Raw genomic sequence first — 18,932 nt, forward strand, 5'->3', positions numbered from 1 at the left:
CTGCGTCAGGTGGAGGCGGGGCGGCTGGATGTGGCGGCGGGGAGGGATGCGGGGGCGCGGTTGCTGGGGATGTCTCCGCGTCCTTCGGGGGTGTTCTGTGCGAATGATCTGCTGGCGTTGGGTGTGTTGCAGGCGTTGTACGGGGCGGGGGTCTCGGTGCCGGGGGAGGTTGCGTTGGTGGGGTATGACGACATCGAGTTCGCGGCTGCGGCTGCGGTGCCGTTGACGTCGGTGCGGCAGCCTGCGTTCCGTATGGGGCGGGCGGCGGCGGATCTGCTGATCGAGGAGACGGGGGAGAACTCCGGGGGACATGAGCATCAGCGGATCGTGCTCCAGCCCGAACTCGTCGTCCGCCGCTCCAGCATTCCCGTCCGGACCTGACCGCCGCTTTCCTGTCCGTGCTTCCCGGCCTCCGGGGACCGTTGCGTGCCTGTCCCGGGGGAGGGCTGCGAGGCCCTGCCCCGCAGCAGCCGGTCCACCTCGCGTGCGGCGGAGCGGCCGGCACGGTTCGCGCCCACCGTGCTGGCCGAGGGACCGTATCCGACCAGATGGATGCGGGGATCCGCCGCCACCCGTGTGCCCTCCATGCGAATGCCGCCGCCCGGCTCCCGCAGGCCCAGGGGTGCCAAGTGGCCGGTGGCGGGCCGGAATCCGGTGGCCCACAGCAGCGTGTCGGCCTCCATGCGGCGCCCGTCGCTCCACTCGACGCCGTCCGGCACGATCCGTTCGAACATCGGCTGCCGCACGAGCACGCCGCGCTCGCGGGCCAGGGCCATCTCTTCGGTCAGGGGCAGCCCCGTGACGGACACGACGCTGCCCGGCGGCAGCCCCCGCCGGACCCGTCGCTCGACGGCCGCCACCGCGGCGCGTCCCTGGTCCTCGGTGAACGGCCCTTCGCGGAAGGAGGGTTCGTGGCGCGTCACCCACGCCGTCTCCGCCGCCACCTGCGATACCTCCAGCAGATGCTGCACCGCCGAGGTACCGCCGCCGATCACAACGACGCGCTTGCCGGTGAAGGCCTCGGAGTGAGGTCCGGGGTATCCGGCGGTGTGCAACTGGCGCCCGCGGAAGGTCTTCTGTCCGGGGTAGCGGGGCCAGAACGGACGGTCCCAGGTGCCTGTCGCGCTGATGACGGCCCGGGCCCGCCAGACGCCGGCCGACGTCTCCACGCGCAGCAGCCCGCCGTCCTCGCGCACCGCCCGCACACGCACCGGACGCCGCACGTCGAGGCCGAAGGTCTGCTCGTACGCCGCGAAGTACTCGCTGATCACCTTGGACGACGGACGCGCCGGATCGGCCCCGCTCAGTTCCATGCCGGGGAGGGCGTGCATGCCGTGCACCTTGCCGTACGTCAGCGTGGGCCAGCGGAACTGCCAGGCACCGCCGGGCCGCTCCGCGCGGTCCAGGACGACGAAGTCCCGCCCCGGTTCGTAGCCGAGACGACGCAGGTGAAAGGCGCTCGAGAGGCCCGCCTGCCCGGCCCCGATCACCACAGCCGCAACCTCGTTCCCCATGCTCACTGCAACCCTCCGGCGCTTGCGGAACTTCCCGTCCGCGTGTGCGGGAAGGGGGCGTGCAGGGTGCGGAAGCGGCCCTGCATGGAGGATGGAGGCATGACCGACGCACTTCGGACCCACGTCCTGCACATCACCACCGGCTCGGGTGAGAGCGTCAGCGACCTCACCCACGAGTGCGAGTCCTTCCTCGCCGGCGCGGCCGAGGGCCGGGACGGCCTGCTCAACGTCTTCGTCCCGCACGCCACCGCGGGCATCGCCGTCCTGGAGACCGGAGCCGGCAGCGACGACGACCTCCTCGCCGCCCTCCGCGACCTGCTGCCGGCCGACGACCGCTGGCGGCACCGGCACGGCAGCCCCGGCCACGGCAGGGACCACGTGCTGCCCGCGCTCGTCCCGCCGCACGCCACGCTTCCGGTCGTCGGCGGGAGGCTGGAGCTGGGCACCTGGCAGTCCGTGTGCCTCGTCGACACCAACGGGGACAACCCGCACCGGAGGGTCAGGCTGAGCTTTCTGGGGTGAGGAGGCGGCCGCGAAACATGGTCGTGGGACCGTGGGCGTCCTGGGCAGTTTGCCGCGAGGTGCCCGTACGGCCTCGACCCAGCCGATTGCTGAAGGCTCCTTCACCCCCGGTCGTGGAATGTCCAGGTGGGGGATGCGGATATCGAGTCGTGCCGGACGGTCCCTGAGCATGTGATGCCTCAGCCCGTCGCCCCGCGCTCGCGTAGCTGGTACGGAGCGACGCCCCTCCCGTTGGTGCGGCGCTCGACACAGCGCTCGGCGGCGTCGGTCGCGTGCCCGGGGCCATGCGAAACCGGAGTAGACGGAGGCTCGGTCCGAACACCGTCGGCAGTAACGGGGCAGCCAACCCCGAACGTCCTTGAACCGAACGAGGAGCTGACGAATTCAGTGCGCAGCGTGATGCACTCAGCCTTTGAAACCCGGTGGGGGCGCGAGCTTTCCGAGTATCTGTTGCTGTGCTCCTCCCTTCAACCGGACGCTGCTCCAGGAGCCGTCGGTGAAGTGCAGGCGGCTATTCGCGACATACGGCGAGTCGTCTGCCCACTTCAGTGGCTCCGCGTCGCGCACGTGTTCCAGCGGCAGCGACCAGCCGGCTTCGGAGCCGAGGTCACCGACGTAGACAAGATGCAGCCCCGAGCGGCCAACGACGAGATACGTTCGTGCCGGAGCGTCACAAGCGGCCAGTAGCCCGCCCGCCTGACTCCGCCAACCACCCCGCAGTGGCCTGCGCTTGCGGCGGAGGGTGATCGAATCGGCAATAAGATCATAGAGAGTCTGTGGCACATCAGTCAGCCAGATGAACACGAGGACCAGCCATCCCCACCACGGCGGCCGCTGCTTGCGCTCCTTCCCGGCCACCCGCGGCTTGGGCCTCAACCTCTTCGGCACCCTCCGTGCATCCGTGCCCGGCGTCACCAGCCCCACGGCCACGGGGGTATCCGTATGTCCCAGGGCCGCCACCACTTGAGTATGAACTTCCTGCGACATCTGCCCCGCCCCGCTGTTCATCGCTTCGCCTGCGTCAGCTCCACTCATCCGAAGTCCCTAGCCACTTTCTCCTTCGCTGAGAGTCCGGAGTTCATCCGGTCCGCGAAGTTACGGGAGTCACCCCGCGGAGGCGCCTCCTTCGGCGCGACACCGGGTGCGCCTTCGGGGCCGTAAGTCTCGTATGCCTGCCCCAGAGGCTCGCCGACCTGGTTACCGACGATCGGCGCGACGTCCCCCGCTTGATGGCGCGTTTGGCAGCGGCCCGTTCGCCGACCATTCTGAGGTCCTCCGTCTGCCCACCGGGAAGCTTGGCCCCCGGGGTATCAGGATCCTTGACCCGACCCAAGTAGCGCTTGGCCGCGTTCTTGTGGCTGAATGGGTCCTTCTTGTCGCGCATGGATTGCATCAGCTTCTTGAGTTTCTGCGCTTTCTTCAGGGCCTGCATCCGCTTCGCCAGGTCGGCCAGGGTGTCGGCCAGCTTCGCCGTGATTTTCACGGCCCTCATAGCCTTGTGCGCGATCCCTGCGGCCGCGATCAATGGCCCGATCGCGGCGGCGGCGCCCGCCGTGAGTACGGACAGGATCGCAGTCGTCGCGGCCGCTGCCAGCGCAGCCTGAACGATCTCCACGAGCAGGTCGATCATCAGTTTCTCGGCCTCGGCGCACGCCTCCACTGCGGACTCCAGCAGTTCGGCGATCTGGTCCATGTCCGTGGCCTCGCCGTGGAGGGCCTCCTCGAAGGCGGACGCCTCCTTGTGGAAGGCGTCCGCAGCCTCCCCGGCCCAGTGGCCACTGAGACGCTTCCGTTCGAACTTGAGGTCGTCCACGACACCGCGCAGGTCCCGGGCCGCTTCGCGATAATCCCCGGCGATCTGCGTGAGACGCTCGTTGTCACCCGAGACCTTCTCCAGGTCGTCCTCGAGGCCGAACTGCTTGATGATTCCTCGGACAGCCTCGTCGAGGACGTCGGAAAACGGCCCGGAGATGCTGATCCCGAGCCGGCTCAGGATGTCCATCACTTGCCCTCGAAGTCCACGTTGACATCGTCCTCGGTGCGGTCGTAGGCGTCCGCCGTGTCCTTCACCGCGTCCACGATGCCTTCCAGTGCACCAGCTGCGCCCTTGAGGTCCTCAAGCGAGTCGGAACGCTGCTTCTCTTAGTCGTCGGCCAACTCGTCCGATTCGGGAAGTTTGCCGAACGCCCCGGGCGACAGTCTCACCTGGTCGATCTTGTTGCGTATCCGCCGGATTCGCTCCGCTTCCTTGTCGACGTTCTTCGCATAACGCCGCAAAGCACTGGGATTCACCTCGAACTGAGCAGGCAATGTTGCTCCCCGTCGCGCCGGCTCATGGTCGTCCGTCAGGCTAAAGCGCCGTCAGCCGTGGTGGATTGCCTTTTGTGTTCAGATCCCGTCACAGTGCCTGCACTGGCCCAGGTGCGCCGCGACGCACGGCTCACACAAAGCCCTGGGGGAGCCATTTCTGAAGGCATCTGCTGAAGTCGAGACGTCCCCTGGAAACGAGGGAAGGCCATGAACGGGATGCTCGACTGAGAGGGGAGACCGCCGCAGAGCGGGCCGATGCTGGGGGCGGACCGGCCCTGGTGGCTGCGGTCAGAATCCTGGCCGGGCGGCAACAGCCGCCATTCGCCCTGCCCCCCGCCCGCTTCACCCCGGCGGCAGGCTCGCGCTGATGCGCCGCGCCGCGGCTGCCGTCAGCGGTCCGAGCAGGCGGCCCCGCTCCGCGTCGTAGCGCTGGACCGGCACGGAGACCGCGAGCGCGCCGACCGGCCGGCCCCGCTGGTCCACGAGCGCCGCGCCGACGGCGCCGACGCCGGGCCGCCACGCGCAGTCGTTCGTCGCGTACCCCGCCTCGCGCACACGGCGCAGGTCTTCCAGGACCGCCGGCAGGTCGGCGGGAGTCGTCTCCGAGAAGCGTTCCAGCGGCCCTTTCAGCAGCCGTTCCACCTCCGCGTCCGGCAGGCGCCCGAGGATTGCCCGGCCGCTGCAGCTCGCGTGCAGCGGTACCCGTGTGCCCAGGCGCACCCAGGTGCGCACCGGCTCGTCGCTGTCCACCCGGTCGATGACGATCAGGTCGTGCTCAAAGCCGTAGCCGGAGAGGTGGATGGTCTCGTGCGTCTCGTCCCGCAGGTCCCGCATCACCGGAAGTGCGGCCTCGCGCAGTCCGACTTCGGCCGGGGCGTGGATGCCGACGGACAGGGCCCGGCCGGTCAGCACCCACAGCGTGCGGTCGCCCCGGGAAGTGGTCAGCCATTCCGCTTCGCGCAGCGTGACCAGACAGCGGTGGACGGAGCTCTTCGGGATGCCCGAGGCCCTCGCGATCGCCGAGACACCCACGGGCTGCAGCTCAGCAACTGTCTCCAGTACGCGCAGAGTTGTGATGACGGCGCGCATCCCGGTGCCGGAGCTTGGCATCAGCGATCGTCCCCCTTGCCCGGGTCTCGTTCCGGTTGGCGCCTGCACACCTCTTGACAGTACGTGAGCGCCATCACCAAGGTAAGGGCGATCGTACCGCCACGTGGTACGTGTTCCGTCTCACGGAACAATCCTCAGGGAGTCTCACGGAACAGGAAGAGTTCATGGACGTCGGACGGACGCTGCTGTTCGTTCCCGGCGACCGTCCCGACCGGATCGCGAAGGCCCTGACGAGCGGAGCCGACGCCGTTGCCGTCGACTTCGAGGACGCCGTCGGGGAGGCGTCGAAGGAGACCGCGCGCGCCCTCACCGCGGAAGCGCTCACCCGCCTCGCCCCGGCCCCGCCCGGCGGGGCGGCACCCGGCGCGAGCGGTGCCGCCGTCCGTCCCGCCGTCCTCGTCCGCATCAACGCCCTGGAGACCCCCGAAGCCGAGGCGGACCTGGCGGCAGTCGCATCCCTGCTCGGCACGGTCCGCCTGGACGGCCTGATCGTGCCCAAGGCGGAATCGGTCCGGCAGCTCGACGAACTCGACGCGCGACTCACCGCGGCCGAGGCCGCCGCGGGCACCGGGCCCGGAGAGCTGTCGCTGCTGCCCGTCGTGGAGACCGCCGCAGGAGTCCTGGCCTCCGCCGGTGTCGCCGCGGCCGGGCCCCGTGTGCACGCGGTGCTGTTCGGCACGCTCGACCTCGCCGCCGGACTCGGCGTGCGCCCGAGCGTCGAAGGACGCGAACTGCTCCACGCCCGCTCGCAGTTGGTGCTCGCCGCACGCGCCGCGGGGCTCACCGGCATCCTGGACGGACCGTACGCGGCGCTGGACGACGAGAACGGCCTGGCGCGGTCCACGCTCGCAGCCCGCGAACTCGGCTTCACTGGACGCGCCGTGCTCCACCCCCGCCAACTCGCCCCGGTCCGCGCAGCGTTCACACCGACGGACGCCGAACTGGACCAGGCCCGTGCCGTGCTGGCCGCCCACCGGGACGCCTCCGGACGCGGCGCCGCTGCGGTGCGGCTGAGCGACGGGACCTTCGTCGACCGCCCGGTGGTGGCCCGGGCCGAGGCGCTGCTGCGCGAGTCCGGCCGGCACGGGGCGGAGGCCGGCTCATGACGGCGCACGCCGCGTCGCACGGCGGGCTGCCCCTGGACGGCCTCACCGTCGTCGCGGTGGAACAGGCCGTGGCCGCCCCGTACGCCACCCGCCGGCTCGCGGACCTCGGAGCCCGCGTGATCAAGGTGGAGCGGCCGGACGGCGGCGACTTCGCGCGCGGCTACGACCAGGTGGTCGGCGGCGAATCCAGCGCGTTCCTCTGGCTCAACCGCGGCAAGGAGTCCGTGCAGCTCGACCTCAAGGACCCGGCCGCGGTGGAGGATCTGCACCTGCTGCTGGAGCGCGCCGATGTAGTGGTCGCCAACCTCGCCCCCGCCGCCCTCGGCCGGCTCGGCCTCGACGCCGCCTCGCTGCGGCAGCGCCATCCCGGTCTCATCGTCTGCCTGATCTCCGGTTACGCACCCGGCGGACCCCTCGCCTCGAAGAAGGCCTACGACGCGCTGATCCAGGCGGAAACCGGCGTGATGTCGCTGACGGGCACACCGCAGGCACCCGCGAAGGTGGGCGTGTCCATCGCCGACATCGCCGCCGGGAGCCACGCCCTCAGCGGAGTGCTCGCCGCCGTCCGCCACCGCGACAGGACGGGCGAAGCCCTGCCGGTCCAGGTCTCGCTCTTCGACGCGCTCACCGAATGGATGGCGCACCCGCTGTACTACACCCTTCATTCCGGCAACGCGCCCGTCCCGATGGGGACTTCGCACCCCGCGATCGCCCCGTACGGCGCCTTCACGGCGGCGGACGGGGACTCGCTGCTGATCTCCGTGCAGAACGAACGCGAATGGGTGCGGCTGTGCACCGACGTGCTGGATGCCCCGGCGCTCGCCGGCGACGACCGCTTCGTCTCCAACACCGCCCGCGTCGCCGAACGCACGGCCCTCGACGCGGAACTGGCCGACCGCTTCGCCGCGCACACCTCGCGGACACTGACCGCACGGCTGGACGCCGCCGGAATCGCCTGGGGGCGGATGACGTCGCTGACCGACCTGCCCTCCCACCCCGAACTCGCCCGCGACGGACGCTGGATGGACACCGGCACCCCGGGCGGCACCGTGCGCACCCTGCGTCCGACCGGCATGCCCGGCGGGCGCACCGCCGAGGGCGGCGCCGTGCCGGCCCTGGGCGCCCACACCGCCTCCGTACTCGCCGAACTGCACGCCGCCAAGGGGGAGTCATGACGACCCACACCGGCTGGCAGGGCCGCTACTACGAGGACTTCGTCGTCGGCGACGTCTTCGAGCACCCGCTGGGCCGCACCGTGACCACGACCGACAACATCTGGTTCACCCTGCTCACGCAGAACACCGCTCCGCTCCACTTCGACCACGAGTACGCGCGGCGCACCGAGTTCGGCAAACCACTCGTCAACTCGGCCTTCACCCTGGCGCTCGTGGCGGGCCAGAGCGTCACCGACGTCTCGCAGAACGTCTTCGCGAACCTCGGCTGGGACGAAATCACCCTGCCCAACCCGGTCTTCGAGGGCGACACCATCCACTCCCGGTCGAGCGTGCTGAAGGCGAGGGAGTCCGCCTCGCGCCCCGGCCTCGGCGTCGTCACCGTCCGCACCACCGGCGTCAAGCAGACCGGTGAGGCCGTCATCGAATTCACCAGGACACTGCTGGTCCACAAGCGCGGCCACGGCCCACGGCACCAGGGCCCCGCACAGAACGGGGCGCACGAGGGAGAGGGACAGTGACCAGCGAGGCGACCAGCGAACTCCGCCGCGACCTGCGCCGGCTGACCGACCGGATCTGCGCGGACTACCCCGACGCGTACTGGCGGGAGGTCGACGCCGAACGTCGCTACCCCGAGGAGTTCGTCGACGCCCTGACCGGCACTGGCTGTCTCGGGGCGCTCGTGCCGGAGGAGTTCGGCGGACTGGGGCTCGGCCTGGGCGACGCCTCCGTCATTCTGGAGGGCATCAACGCGGCCGGCGGCAACGCCGGACCTGTGCACGCCCAGCTCTACACCATGGGCTCACTGCTGCGGCACGGCACTGTGGAGCAGAAGCGCCGCTACCTGCCCTCCATCGCCTCGGGGGAACTGCGCCTCCAGGCGTTCGGCGTGACGGAACCCACGGCCGGCACCGACACCACCAGCATCCGCACCACCGCGGAACGCACCGGCGACGGCTACGTCATCAACGGCCAGAAGGTCTTCATCTCCCGCGTGCAGCACTCCGATCTGATGCTGCTGCTGGCGCGCACCACGCCGCGGGAGCAGGCGGCGAAGAAGTCCGAGGGGATGTCGCTGTTCCTCATCGATCTGCGCGAGGCGGAGGGCGTGGGACTGCGGCCCATCCGCACGATGGTCAACCACGAGACGAACGAGGTCTTCTTCGACAACGTGCGCGTGCCCGCCGACAGCCTCATCGGCGAGGAGGGCAGGGGATTCCGCTACGTCCTCGACGGCATGAACGCCGAACGCATCCTCATCGCTTCCGAATGCATCGGCGACGGACGCTGGTTCGTGGAGCGTGCCTCGCACTACGCGCGGGAACGCGAGGTCTTCGGCCGTCCCATCGGGCAGAACCAGGGCGTGCAGTTCCCCATCGCGAGAGCGCACGTCAACGTGGAGGCCGCCGACCTGATGCGCTGGCGTGCCTGCGACCTCTTCGACGCGGGCGAACCCTGCGGGGCCGAGGCCAATATGGCCAAGCTGCTCGCGGCGGACGCCTCGTGGGAGGCGGGCAACGCCGCGCTCCAGACCCACGGCGGCTACGGCTTCGCCGCCGAGTACGACATCGAGCGCAAGTTCCGCGAGACGAGGCTCTACCAGGTCGCCCCCGTCTCCACGAATCTCATCCTCGCCCACATCGGCCAGCACGTACTGAAGATGCCGCGCTCGTTCTGACCGCGGCCCCGCAGGCAGATCCGCACCACGAAGGAGGCTTCAGCGCACATGACTCCCGCTCCCGGCTACGGGCTGGTGCTGTGCAGCCAGTTCACCTCCGACGACGACGTGGTGGCACGCTTCGCCGAACAAGTGGAGCAGGTGCGCTTCGCCCGCGACGCCGGCTTTTCCTCGGTGTGGGCGACGCAGCACTATCTCGCCGACCCCTTCCAGTACCTGCATCCACTGGCCGTGCTCTCCCGCATCGTTCCCGAATCCGGCGACATGCGCATCGGCACCGCCATCACGCTCATGGCGCTCCAGAACCCCGTCGACATCGCCGAGGAACTGGCCACGCTCGACATCATCAGCGCAGGCCGCCTCACCGTCGGAGCCGGACTCGGCTACCGCGACACGGAGTTCGACGCCTTCGGCGTGCCCCGGGACGCGCGGCTGCGCCGCTTCCTGGACAACCTCGGCCTGGTGCGCCGGCTGTGGACCGAGGAGGAGGTGAGCTTCACCGGCGACCACGTCAGGCTCGACGCCGTACGGCCCGTACTGCGGCCGGTGCAGCGCCCCCACCCGCCGGTCTGGCTCGCCGGCCACACCGACGGGGCGCTGCGCCGCGCCGCGCGGATGGGGCTGCCGTGGATCGCCGCCGCTGCACACGTCGACCGCGACTACCTGCACCGGCAGGTCGCCCTCTACCGGGCCGCCTGCTCCGAGTACGGCCGCGAAGAGGCCCCCGTACAGGTGCTCCAGGAGATCTACGTCGGCGAGAGCGACGAGGCGGCCGTCGAGGACGTGCGCGCCGCGATGACCGCGAAGTACGACGCCTACCGCGCCTGGGGCCAGGACCGGGTGCTGCCGCCCTCGCAGAGCTTCGACGCGGAATTCGACAAGCTGCGCAGGGGCCGGTTCATCCTCGGCGGGCCCGCCGCCTGCCGGGCGCAGCTCAGCGACCTCATCACTCATGTGGCACCGGAGAACATCCTGCTCCGCCCGCAATGGCCAGGGATGCCGCAGGAGAAGGTCATGGCCAGCCTGAAACGCCTTACGGACGAGGTACTTCGATGAAGACAAGAGCTATGGGACGGCGGAGCTTCCTGTCCGCGGCGGGCGTGGGCCTGGCGGCGGCCGGAGCCTCCGCCTGTGCGCCGGCGAGCGCGAAGACGGGCGGCACGTCGAGGATGGCGACATATCTGCCGTCCTCGTACGACGACCTGTACCCCGGCATCGAGATGTTCAACGAGGCCGCCGCCGAACACAGCGGCGGGCGGCTGACGTTGGACATGTACGACTCGGGCGCCCTCCTCGGCGCCGAACAGCTCCTGCCGGGACTGCTCGCGGGCGTCGCCGACGTGATCTTCCAGACCAGCTCCTACGTGTCCTCGACGTATCCGGTGCTCGGCGCCATGGAACTGCCCTTCGTCACGGAGGACTACGGCAAGCTCCGGCGCGCCATCGAACCGGGGAAGCCGCAGTACGAACTGGTCAACAGGGAACTGGCACGCCAGGGAGTGCGCGTACTCGGCGGCATGCCCACGACCTTCGAGTACCTGTGGACGGTGGACAGGCCCATCCGCAGGCCCGAGGACGTGCGCGGCCTGCGCCTGCGCGTCGCCGGCGAGATCGAGGGCGAGACGGTCAAGGCCCTCGGCGGAGCGCCCGTGACGATGGGTTCCGCGGAGGTCTATCAGGCGCTGGAGAAGAACACCATCGACGGGCTCGTCAGCTACATCGGGACGGTGGTCTCCCGCGATCTGCAGAAGATCGTCAGGTACGGGACGGCCGGGCACTTCGGCGCCTACACCGTCGACGCCTACTGCCGCAGCGACTGGTACGACCGGCAGCCCCCCGCCGTCCGCACCGCCCTCGACGAGGCGGGCCGGAAGCTCTACCGCGACGGGACCGCGAACATGGTGAAGGTCCACACGAAGGACTACCTCCCCAAGGTCGAGGCCGCCGGTGTGCAGCTGGTCAGGCCGGAGGGCGCCGAACTGGACGCCTTCCGCAGGGCGGTGTCCCCGGTGCACGCGGCCTGGAGGCAGCGCCTCGGCGCCCGCACGGCCGACCGGGCCGTCGAATCCATCCGGAAAGCATGAGGGGCCCGGCATGAGCGCGCTGAACTCGATACGCAAATACGTACTGGCCTGCGCCCTTGCGCTCGCCGTCGTCGCCATGGCCGTCGTCGGGCTGATGATGCTGACCATCACCTACGACGTGGTCGTCCGGGCGGTCCTGTCCGCACCGACGGACTGGGCCTACCCGCTGAACTCCGCGGGGGTGCTCGCCGCGACCTCGCTGACGGTCCCGTACCTGTACGCCAAGGGCCGCCACATCTCGATGGATCTGGTCCACCGGGCGCTCCCGCCCGTACTGCGCCGGGCCGCCGACCTGGTGACCGCCGCCGCCACCGCGTTCCTCGGGGTGGTGCTCGCCGTGACCGCGTACCGCTCGATGACGGTGGCCGTCGAAGGCGGACTGACCGGCTCCGGCACCTTCAGCATCCCCCTGTGGATCCCCGACGCCGTTCTGCTGGTCAGCGGCGTGCTGCTGGCGGTCGTCGCGGTCCTCTTCCCGCCGCCGGCCACCGACGCCGTGACGGCGGTCCAGCCACCGTCCGCGGCCGCACCGTCCGCGGAGGGCGCACCGGCCCCCGGTGACCGCGACACCGCCGCCGGCACCACAGAAGGGCAGGCACGCCCATGATCTCCGACGCCGCCATCGCCGGCCTCGCGGTCGTTCTCCTGCTGGTCCTCATCACGATGCGCACACCGATCTTCGTGGCGCTCGCCGTCTCCGGCATCGCCGGGCTCATCGGCCTGGACGGGCTGTCCGGGGTCGAACTGGTGCCGCTCTCCCTCGTCGCGCAGCTCCAGAACTACGCGCTCGTCGCAGCGCCGCTTTACATTCTCCTCGGTGAGGTGCTGGCGGTCAGCGGCCTGGGCCGCGACCTGTTCGGCGCGGCCTACCGCTGGTTCAACCGGGTCCCGGGCGGGCTCGGAGCCTCCGCCATCGGCTCCTCCACCGTCTTCGGTGCCATGTCCGGCGTGAGCATCTCCTCCGTCGCGGTGATCGGACGCATGGCCGTACCGGAGATGCTCGCCAGGGGCTACCGCCCGACCTTCGCCAGCGGCAGTGTCGCCGCCTCCGGCGCGCTGGCGATGCTGATCCCGCCGAGCCTGATGTTCATCCTCTACTCGTCCGTGACGGGCGTGAGCATCGCCGAACTCTTCGCGGGCGGCCTCCTCCCCGGACTGCTCCTCGCCGCGTTCATGATTCTCTACGTGGTGGTGCGGGCCAAGTCCTCACCGGCCGAGGCGCCCGTCACGGAGGAGCGCTTCACCTGGCGGGAACGCCTCGTGGCCCTGATGAAGATCTCGCCCGCGCTGCTGCTCATCGTCCTGGTCCTCGGATCGATCTACCTGGGCGTGGCCACCCCCACCGAGGCGGCGGCCGTCGGCGCCCTGGCGGCGTTCGCCATGACCGGTTTCCTGTACCGGAAGCTGGGCCGGCAGAACCTCCGCACGATCTTCGTCTCCACCGCGCACGTCACCGCGTCCATCCTGGCCATCGTCGGCGCCGCCTTCGTCTTCACGCAGATGCTCGTGGTGGCACGGGTCCCCGACGCCGTCTCCGACTTCGTGGTGGGCCTGGAGGCATCGCCGTACCTGGTGATCGCGGCGATCATGCTGGTGCTCGTGCTGCTCGGCTGCCTGGTCGACGCCGCCTCGCTGCTGCTCGTCGTGACGCCGATCCTCGTGCCGGCGATCGAAGGGCTCGGCTTCGACCCCCTGTGGTTCGGAGTGCTGCTGGTGATCAACCTCGAAATGGCGGTGATCACGCCGCCGGTCGGGCTGAACCTGTACACGATGAAATCGGTCGTTCCCGAACTGGACCTCGCGGACATCTTCCGCGGGATCCTGCCCTACCTGGCCATCGAGGCCGCGATGCTGGCACTGGTGACGGCCGTGCCCGAACTCGCCACCTGGCTGCCGGAGTTGATCGCGTGATCGCAGACCTCGCCGACTGGGCCGCCGCCCTCGGCCCCGACGAGGCCGACAGGGAAGTCGCCCGCAGGGCACTGGTGGACACCGTGGCCGTCACCCTCGCCGCGGCCGGCGACCCCGTCGCCGCAATGACGGCGGGGCTGCCGGAGCCGCTGCGGTGGGCGGCGACCGGGCACGTCCTGGACTTCGACGACGTTCACCTGCCCTCGACCTCGCACGTCAGCGTCGTATGCGTCAACGCGGCGCTCGCCTGCGGAGGCGGAGCGCGCGCCTACCTCGCGGGAGCGGGAGTGATGGCCCGGCTCGGCACGGCGCTGGGCTGGAGCCACTACGCGAGCGGCTGGCACACCACGTGCACCGCCGGAGCGCCGGCCGCCGCCGTGGCGGCCGGGACCGCCCTCGGCCTGGACACGGACGGGCTCAGGCGGGCCATGGCGCTGGCCGTGCCCGCGGCGGGCGGTGTCCAGCGGGCCTTCGGCACCTCCGGGAAGTCACTCCAGGTCGGCTTCGCGACGGACGCCGGCGTGCGCGCGGCGCGGCTGGCCGCGGCAGGCGCGACGGCCGAACCGGCAGCGCTGGACGACTGGTTCGGCCTGGCCGGCGGCACCGCGGAACCGGATCTGTCCGGACCCGCCGTTCCGGACGGCCTGGCCCTCAAGCTCCACCCCTGCTGCTACGCGATGCAGCGGCCCATCAGCGCGGCGCGTGAACTGCCGCGCGAGGGGCGGGGGACGGAGGACATCGAGCGGATCACCGTCACCACGCCCGAGGCGGGCATGCAGCCGCTGATCCACAGGCGGCCCCGCACCGGACTGGAGGCGAAGTTCAGCATGGAGTACGCGGTGGCCACGACCCTCCTCGACGGATTCCCGCGCATGGCCGACTTCACCGACTCCGCGGCCGCCCGGCCGCAGGTGCGCGAACTGCTGGAGCGTACCAAGGTCCGGGTCCTGCCCGGCGGCGAAGGCGGGCTGACGGGCGGCGAGACCCGCATCGTCGTGGAGAGCTGCGGCGGTGAACGGGCCGAGGCGGCCGTGGAGTTGCCACGCGGCCACCCGGAACGGCCGGCGAGCGACGCGGAGCTCGCCGCCAAGGTCGCCGACTGCGTGGGCGAAGAACGCGCCGCAGAGGTCATGGCACTGACCTGGGAGTCCGCGGCGCCGCTGCTGCGTGGCGCTCTCGGCCCGGACCGAGGGCAGGAGAACCGGAGCGTCAGCCCCGGCCGGTGATCCAGTCGAAGACCCGTGCGGCGTCGAACTGGTCCTGCCCGCCCGCGAAGAGGAGCCCGGCGGAGGCGAACGCCGGGTCCGTCGCGGTCTCCCGCACGTACGGAACCGCCACGCAGCGCATGCCCGCGCGGCGCGCCGCCTCCGCGCCGGGCGGAGCGTCCTCCAGCACCACGCAGCGCCGGGGCGGCACCCCCAGCCGCCGGGCCGCCTCGAGGAAGACGTCGGGCTCCGGCTTGCCGTGCGCGACCTCTTCCGCGGAGACCCGCACGGGCAGCAGCGCCGACAGCCCCGAGCCCTCCAGCACGGCCTCGACGGCCGCACGCGAGGACCCCGAGGCAAGCGCCAACGGATATGACGCGCCGTGCAGTTGCTCCACGAGAGTGCGCATCCCGGTGAAGACCGGCGTGGAGTGCGCGGCGAGACGGACATAGATGCGGTTCTTCTCCGCCAGCAACTGCTCGACGGGCGCGGCGATTCCGTGCTCGGCGCGCAGCGTCTCCAGCGTCTGACGGGTTCCGATACCGATGAACCGCGTGTGGTCCTGCCACGTGAAGCCGGTGACCCCGTGGTCGGCGAGCACTCGCCGCCCCGCCTCGTAGTAGTGGGGTTCGCTGTCGACGAGCGTGCCGTCGAGATCGAAGATGACGGCGGCCGCGGAGTTGTCCATGGCCACCAGGGTGCCAACTCTGCGGGCGAGTGACCGGGGCCGGGCGCCGGGTGTGATCGAGTACGCCCCGCCTCACCGCGGGCGCTGCTACGGTCGGCCAAGATCGCGGAACTGTCTCCGGAGGAAGGGCGCGGCGCGGTGAGTGAAGTGAGCGGGCAGTGGGCCGACAGGGCGTACATCGGATCGTTCACCTCGGCGGGCGGCCGGGGCATCACCACCGCCGCACTCGACCCGGAGAGCGGCGCGCTGACGGAGCTGCACCACACCGAGACCCTCGTGCCCGACCCCTCGTACCTCACCGTCGTCGAGGGCCCCGGCGGGCCGGGCAGCGCCGGCGGTCACCTCTACGCCGTCAGCGAGCGCGAGACGGGCGGAGCGGCCGCCTTCTCCCTCGCCGACCGGGACAGACCCGAGCTGCTCGGGGAACCGACTCCCGTGGGAGGTGCGGGGCCGACGCACCTGACCGTCGCCGCGGGACATCTCATCACCGCCAACTACGGCTCCGGGAGCATCAGCGCACTGCCCGTACGGGCCGACGGCACGCTCGGCAGCCGCGCGTCCGTGCACCAGCACACCGGCCACGGCCCCGAGACGCAGCGGCAGGAAGGGCCCCACGCGCACGCGGTGGTGCCCGACCCGTCCGGGCGCTGGCTGCTCTCGGTCGACCTCGGCACCGACTCGGTGTGGATCTACGACCTGCGCGACGCCTGTCCCGAAGGCGAACCCCTGCCGTACGCGGAGGCGCACATGCGGCCCGGAAGCGGGCCCCGGCACCTGGTCTTCCACCCCGACGGCGCCCACGCCTACATCGTCAACGAGCTGGCCTCGTCCGTGACCGTGTGCGCCTGGGACGCCGGGAGGGGCGCCCTGGAGGCGACCGGCGAGACGGCGACCGTTCCCGACAGCGCTGCACCCGAACGCAACTTTCCCTCGGAGCTCGCCGTTTCACCCGACGGACGCTTCGCGTGGGCCGCCAACCGCGGCCACGACAGCATCTCCGTCTTCGCCGTCGCCGCAGCCGGAGATTCCCTGCAGCTCACGGGGACCGTGCCGTGCGGCGGGCACTGGCCGCGCGACCTCGCCCTGCACCCGTCCGGGCGCCACCTCTACGCCGCCAACGAACGCTCCGGCGACGTCACGTGGTTCGCCGTAGACCAGGTCACCGGCACGCCGCACCGTGAGGGCACCGTCTCCGTCCCGGCCGCCGGCTGCGTCGTCTTCGGCTGAGTCACCGGGGCCGAGTCACCGCGGCCGAGTCACCGCGCTGGAGGGGCGCCGGGCGGTCGGGTCCGCGGCCCGTCAGTTCGTCCGCCCGTCTCCCGTCTGATCGCCCGTCCGCCCGTCTCCCGTCCGTCGCCGCTCTGCAGGCACCCTGCGAAGGACGCGCACGCCGCGGGGCCCAGGCATGCGCGGAGGCGGTGTGCCCGTCCTCCCCGACGGGCACACCGCCTCCGTTCCGCGCCGGCGCGGGCGGAGACCCGCGCCGAAGAGCATGCCCCCGGCCGCCGCGTCAGCGGGCCGCCAGGCCCTGGGGCGAGTGCTGCTGCGGGATGCCGAGCTTGGCCGCGTACGTCGACGCGACGAGCTTGCCCACGGCCGGGTAGGCGCCCAGCGGCTCGGCCACGGCGCAGCCGGCCTCCGCCGCCGCGGCGTCCAGCAGCCCCTCCGGAACCTCGGGGCCGATGAGGCACGGTGCAACCGCGAGCTGCTGCGATCCCGCCTCGCGCAGCTGCTCGGCGACGCGCGCCACCGCGCCCGCCTCGTCGAGGCCCGCGGCGAGCACCGGAACGGCGAGCCGCGCGGCCAGCAGCATGCCCGTGATGCCGGCGGCCTGCACCGCCTCCTCACCGCCGACCGCCGCGAGGATGATGCCGTCCGCGGCGGTCGCGACGGTGAACAGCCGTGCGCGGTCGGCCCGGGCGAGACCCGCCTCCGAGAGCTTCACGTGCACCGCTTCCGCGAGCAGCGGATGCGGCCCCAGCACGTCGGTGAGTTCCGCGCCGGTGCCGCTGGAGAGCACCGCCTGCCGTATCTGCCGCATGCCGGCGGCGTCCGGGCCGGCCAGAAGCGGGATGACGAGCGCGACGAGGCGCTCCTCCGCCCCCGTCTTCGGAGCCTGGCGGGCGGCAGCGGTCGCCCCGGGCTCCGCCTGGCCGCCCTCGTCGCCCGCCTCCGCGGCCGCTGCGGCGGCCTCGACCGCGGCCAGGTCCGCAGCGCGGTCCTCCGCGGCCTGCTGGTCGGCGGCGGTCTGCGTCAGGACGTTCCCGAGAGTGGGGTACTCCTCGCCGTCGCCCTCCACGTAACCGATCCGGGCGTCCATCCCCGGCAACTCCGAGCGGGCGATGCTGAGGATCTCCTCGGCGAGGCTGCGGACGGCGCTGGACGGTGTGCCGGGCACGGCGAGTACCAGCGCAGGGGCGTTCTCTGGTGCAACAACAGGCTCCGGCTTGCGGTGCCTTCCGGGCCTGCGTGGACGCGGCATTCGTACTGGCAGGCCGTTGTCCGGGTCAGTGGGGGAGCTCATGCGCCCGCATGCTAACGCCTTGTGGGACCCGGCAGTTCAGGCGGGGGAGAGTGGCCGGAAATGCCGTTTTGATCCGGTGGAGGGTTGTTCGGCTTTGCCGGATTTCTCAACTCAGGGCCAGCAGGACCGGATCCGGTGGAAGCCGCAGCGCACCGTCGGTGAGCCGCGCCGCGATCAGCAGCGCACCGTCGAGAGGGCCGCCCTCCGGCGTCAGGACGCGCGCGCCCGGCAGCCGCCCGTCCAGTTCCTGCCGCAGCGGCTCGGCGAGGGGGGCACCGAGACGGAAGAGGCCACCGGTCAGGGCCACGGCGGCACCCTCCGCGGAGGGGCACACGGCCGTCGCGGCCGCGGCGATCTCCCGCGCCGCCGACCTCATCACCGCACCGGCGACGGGGTCGCCGTCCCCGGCGCAGGCGGCGACATCGGGGGCGAACGACGCCAGCACGGCCGGGCGGTCGCTGCGCGGATAAAGCTGCGAGGGCAGACCGCTGAGCGGTGCGCCGAAACGGGCCTCGGCGCGCTCCCGCAGCGCACGCGAGCCGCCTTCCCGGCCGTCGAACGCCCGCATCGCGGCCTGCAGTCCGGCCTGCCCGATCCACGCCCCGCCGCCGCAGTCGCCCAGCAGATGCCCCCAGCCGTCGGCGCGCTGCCAGCTCTGCAGGTCGGTGCCCATGGCGATCAGCCCGGTGCCGCCGGCGACGACGGCACCCGGCTGTTCGCCCAGCGCGCCCGCGTAGGCGGTCACCGCGTCGGCGGCCAGTGCGACGCGCCGGGTGCCCAGCTCCCGTCTCAGCGCGCCGGGCAGGGCGGCCCGCAGGCTGCCGCCCAGCGTGGCCATTCCCGCCGCGCCCACGCACACCGCGTCCGGGCCGGCGCCCTCCTCGCCTGCTTCGGCGAGCAGACGCCGCGCAGCGGGCAGCAGTTGGGCCAGCATGTGTGCGGCGTCGATCCCCTCCGGGCCGGTGCGGACCGGTTCGGTCGAGGTGACCGTGCCCGCTGTCCGCGGGGCGGCGCCCGGCCGGGAGGCGTCCGCCAGCGCGACGCGCAGCCCCGAGCCGCCCGAGTCCGCGCCGAGCACCCACACGCGCCTGCCTGCCGTGCCCTCCGG

20 protein-coding genes are annotated in these 18,932 nt (G+C 71.7%); 12 read left to right on the top strand and 8 right to left on the bottom strand.

Features of this window, described 5'->3' with window-relative positions; translation table 11 throughout:
- Positions 1-381, top strand: a 381-nt coding sequence (locus H180DRAFT_RS26670) for a substrate-binding domain-containing protein (protein WP_139151451.1), incomplete at its 5' end; no start/stop codon positions are given.
- Here H180DRAFT_RS26670 and H180DRAFT_RS26675 read toward each other — a convergent pair.
- Complete coding sequence (locus H180DRAFT_RS26675) at positions 318-1,514, bottom strand: NAD(P)-binding domain-containing protein (RefSeq protein ID WP_079100438.1); 1,197 nt, start codon at positions 1,512-1,514, stop codon at positions 318-320. The two genes, H180DRAFT_RS26670 and H180DRAFT_RS26675, sit on opposite strands and share 64 nt — an antisense overlap.
- A 99-nt stretch (positions 1,515-1,613) precedes the next feature.
- Between H180DRAFT_RS26675 and H180DRAFT_RS26680 the strand changes: the two genes are divergently transcribed.
- Positions 1,614-2,036 carry a secondary thiamine-phosphate synthase enzyme YjbQ gene (locus H180DRAFT_RS26680; RefSeq protein WP_055488716.1) on the top strand — a complete coding sequence of 141 codons (423 nt, stop codon included), beginning with the start codon at positions 1,614-1,616 and terminating at the stop codon, positions 2,034-2,036.
- A gap of 405 nt (positions 2,037-2,441) precedes the next feature.
- Here the strand turns inward: H180DRAFT_RS26680 and H180DRAFT_RS29635 are convergent, their stop codons facing one another.
- From H180DRAFT_RS29635 to H180DRAFT_RS26695, 4 genes are all read right to left on the bottom strand, one after another.
- Positions 2,442-3,071: a hypothetical protein gene (locus H180DRAFT_RS29635; RefSeq protein ID WP_139151452.1), complete on the bottom strand. Its 630-nt coding sequence runs from the start codon at positions 3,069-3,071 to the stop codon at positions 2,442-2,444.
- Between the two features lie 43 nt (positions 3,072-3,114).
- Positions 3,115-4,038, bottom strand: a complete 924-nt coding sequence (locus H180DRAFT_RS26685) for a WXG100 family type VII secretion target (protein ID WP_055488717.1) — start codon at positions 4,036-4,038, stop codon at positions 3,115-3,117.
- Positions 4,039-4,178: 140 nt separating this feature from the next.
- On the bottom strand, positions 4,179-4,346 hold the full coding sequence (locus H180DRAFT_RS30000; protein WP_159033609.1) for a hypothetical protein: 168 nt from the start codon (positions 4,344-4,346) through the stop codon (positions 4,179-4,181).
- Between the two features lie 342 nt (positions 4,347-4,688).
- Complete coding sequence (locus tag H180DRAFT_RS26695; protein WP_079100439.1) at positions 4,689-5,456, bottom strand: IclR family transcriptional regulator; 768 nt, start codon at positions 5,454-5,456, stop codon at positions 4,689-4,691.
- Positions 5,457-5,620: 164 nt separating this feature from the next.
- Between H180DRAFT_RS26695 and H180DRAFT_RS26700 the strand changes: the two genes are divergently transcribed.
- Genes H180DRAFT_RS26700 through H180DRAFT_RS26740 form a run of 9 tightly spaced genes read left to right on the top strand, consistent with a single transcriptional unit; the run spans position 5,621 to position 14,633 of the window.
- Positions 5,621-6,562, top strand: coding sequence for an HpcH/HpaI aldolase/citrate lyase family protein (locus tag H180DRAFT_RS26700; protein ID WP_055488718.1), 942 nt, complete (start codon positions 5,621-5,623; stop codon positions 6,560-6,562).
- Positions 6,559-7,737: a CaiB/BaiF CoA transferase family protein gene (locus H180DRAFT_RS26705; protein ID WP_055488719.1), complete on the top strand. Its 1,179-nt coding sequence runs from the start codon at positions 6,559-6,561 to the stop codon at positions 7,735-7,737. The genes H180DRAFT_RS26700 and H180DRAFT_RS26705 overlap by 4 nt, the downstream gene beginning before the upstream one ends.
- On the top strand, positions 7,734-8,255 hold the full coding sequence (locus tag H180DRAFT_RS26710; protein WP_055488720.1) for a MaoC family dehydratase: 522 nt from the start codon (positions 7,734-7,736) through the stop codon (positions 8,253-8,255). The genes H180DRAFT_RS26705 and H180DRAFT_RS26710 overlap by 4 nt, the downstream gene beginning before the upstream one ends.
- On the top strand, positions 8,252-9,412 hold the full coding sequence (locus tag H180DRAFT_RS26715) for an acyl-CoA dehydrogenase family protein (protein WP_055488721.1): 1,161 nt from the start codon (positions 8,252-8,254) through the stop codon (positions 9,410-9,412). Before H180DRAFT_RS26710 ends, H180DRAFT_RS26715 begins: the two co-directional genes overlap by 4 nt.
- A gap of 48 nt (positions 9,413-9,460) precedes the next feature.
- Positions 9,461-10,468, top strand: a complete 1,008-nt coding sequence (locus H180DRAFT_RS26720) for an LLM class flavin-dependent oxidoreductase (protein WP_055488722.1) — start codon at positions 9,461-9,463, stop codon at positions 10,466-10,468.
- Positions 10,465-11,496: a TRAP transporter substrate-binding protein gene (locus H180DRAFT_RS26725; protein ID WP_074467024.1), complete on the top strand. Its 1,032-nt coding sequence runs from the start codon at positions 10,465-10,467 to the stop codon at positions 11,494-11,496. Before H180DRAFT_RS26720 ends, H180DRAFT_RS26725 begins: the two co-directional genes overlap by 4 nt.
- 10 nt (positions 11,497-11,506) lie before the next feature.
- Positions 11,507-12,103 carry a TRAP transporter small permease gene (locus tag H180DRAFT_RS26730; RefSeq protein WP_055488724.1) on the top strand — a complete coding sequence of 199 codons (597 nt, stop codon included), beginning with the start codon at positions 11,507-11,509 and terminating at the stop codon, positions 12,101-12,103.
- Complete coding sequence (locus H180DRAFT_RS26735; RefSeq protein WP_055488725.1) at positions 12,100-13,407, top strand: TRAP transporter large permease; 1,308 nt, start codon at positions 12,100-12,102, stop codon at positions 13,405-13,407. The genes H180DRAFT_RS26730 and H180DRAFT_RS26735 overlap by 4 nt, the downstream gene beginning before the upstream one ends.
- Positions 13,404-14,633 carry an MmgE/PrpD family protein gene (locus H180DRAFT_RS26740; RefSeq protein ID WP_199822527.1) on the top strand — a complete coding sequence of 410 codons (1,230 nt, stop codon included), beginning with the start codon at positions 13,404-13,406 and terminating at the stop codon, positions 14,631-14,633. Before H180DRAFT_RS26735 ends, H180DRAFT_RS26740 begins: the two co-directional genes overlap by 4 nt.
- Here H180DRAFT_RS26740 and H180DRAFT_RS26745 read toward each other — a convergent pair.
- On the bottom strand, positions 14,617-15,300 hold the full coding sequence (locus tag H180DRAFT_RS26745; RefSeq protein WP_055488809.1) for an HAD family hydrolase: 684 nt from the start codon (positions 15,298-15,300) through the stop codon (positions 14,617-14,619). The two genes, H180DRAFT_RS26740 and H180DRAFT_RS26745, sit on opposite strands and share 17 nt — an antisense overlap.
- A 138-nt stretch (positions 15,301-15,438) precedes the next feature.
- Between H180DRAFT_RS26745 and H180DRAFT_RS26750 the strand changes: the two genes are divergently transcribed.
- Positions 15,439-16,527: a lactonase family protein gene (locus H180DRAFT_RS26750; RefSeq protein ID WP_254666201.1), complete on the top strand. Its 1,089-nt coding sequence runs from the start codon at positions 15,439-15,441 to the stop codon at positions 16,525-16,527.
- Between the two features lie 283 nt (positions 16,528-16,810).
- On the opposite strand, the gene H180DRAFT_RS26755 is transcribed toward H180DRAFT_RS26750, so the two are convergent.
- Together H180DRAFT_RS26755 and H180DRAFT_RS26760 are read right to left on the bottom strand one after the other, a co-directional pair.
- Positions 16,811-17,824: a sirohydrochlorin chelatase family protein gene (locus tag H180DRAFT_RS26755; protein WP_175437835.1), complete on the bottom strand. Its 1,014-nt coding sequence runs from the start codon at positions 17,822-17,824 to the stop codon at positions 16,811-16,813.
- Between the two features lie 106 nt (positions 17,825-17,930).
- Positions 17,931-18,908, bottom strand: coding sequence for an N-acetylglucosamine kinase (locus tag H180DRAFT_RS26760; RefSeq protein ID WP_107097778.1), 978 nt, complete (start codon positions 18,906-18,908; stop codon positions 17,931-17,933).
- Positions 18,909-18,932 lie beyond the last annotated feature (24 nt).

The sequence above is a fragment of the Streptomyces sp. WMMB 322 genome, from assembly GCF_900090145.1.
In the GTDB taxonomy this organism is placed as follows: domain Bacteria; phylum Actinomycetota; class Actinomycetes; order Streptomycetales; family Streptomycetaceae; genus Streptomyces.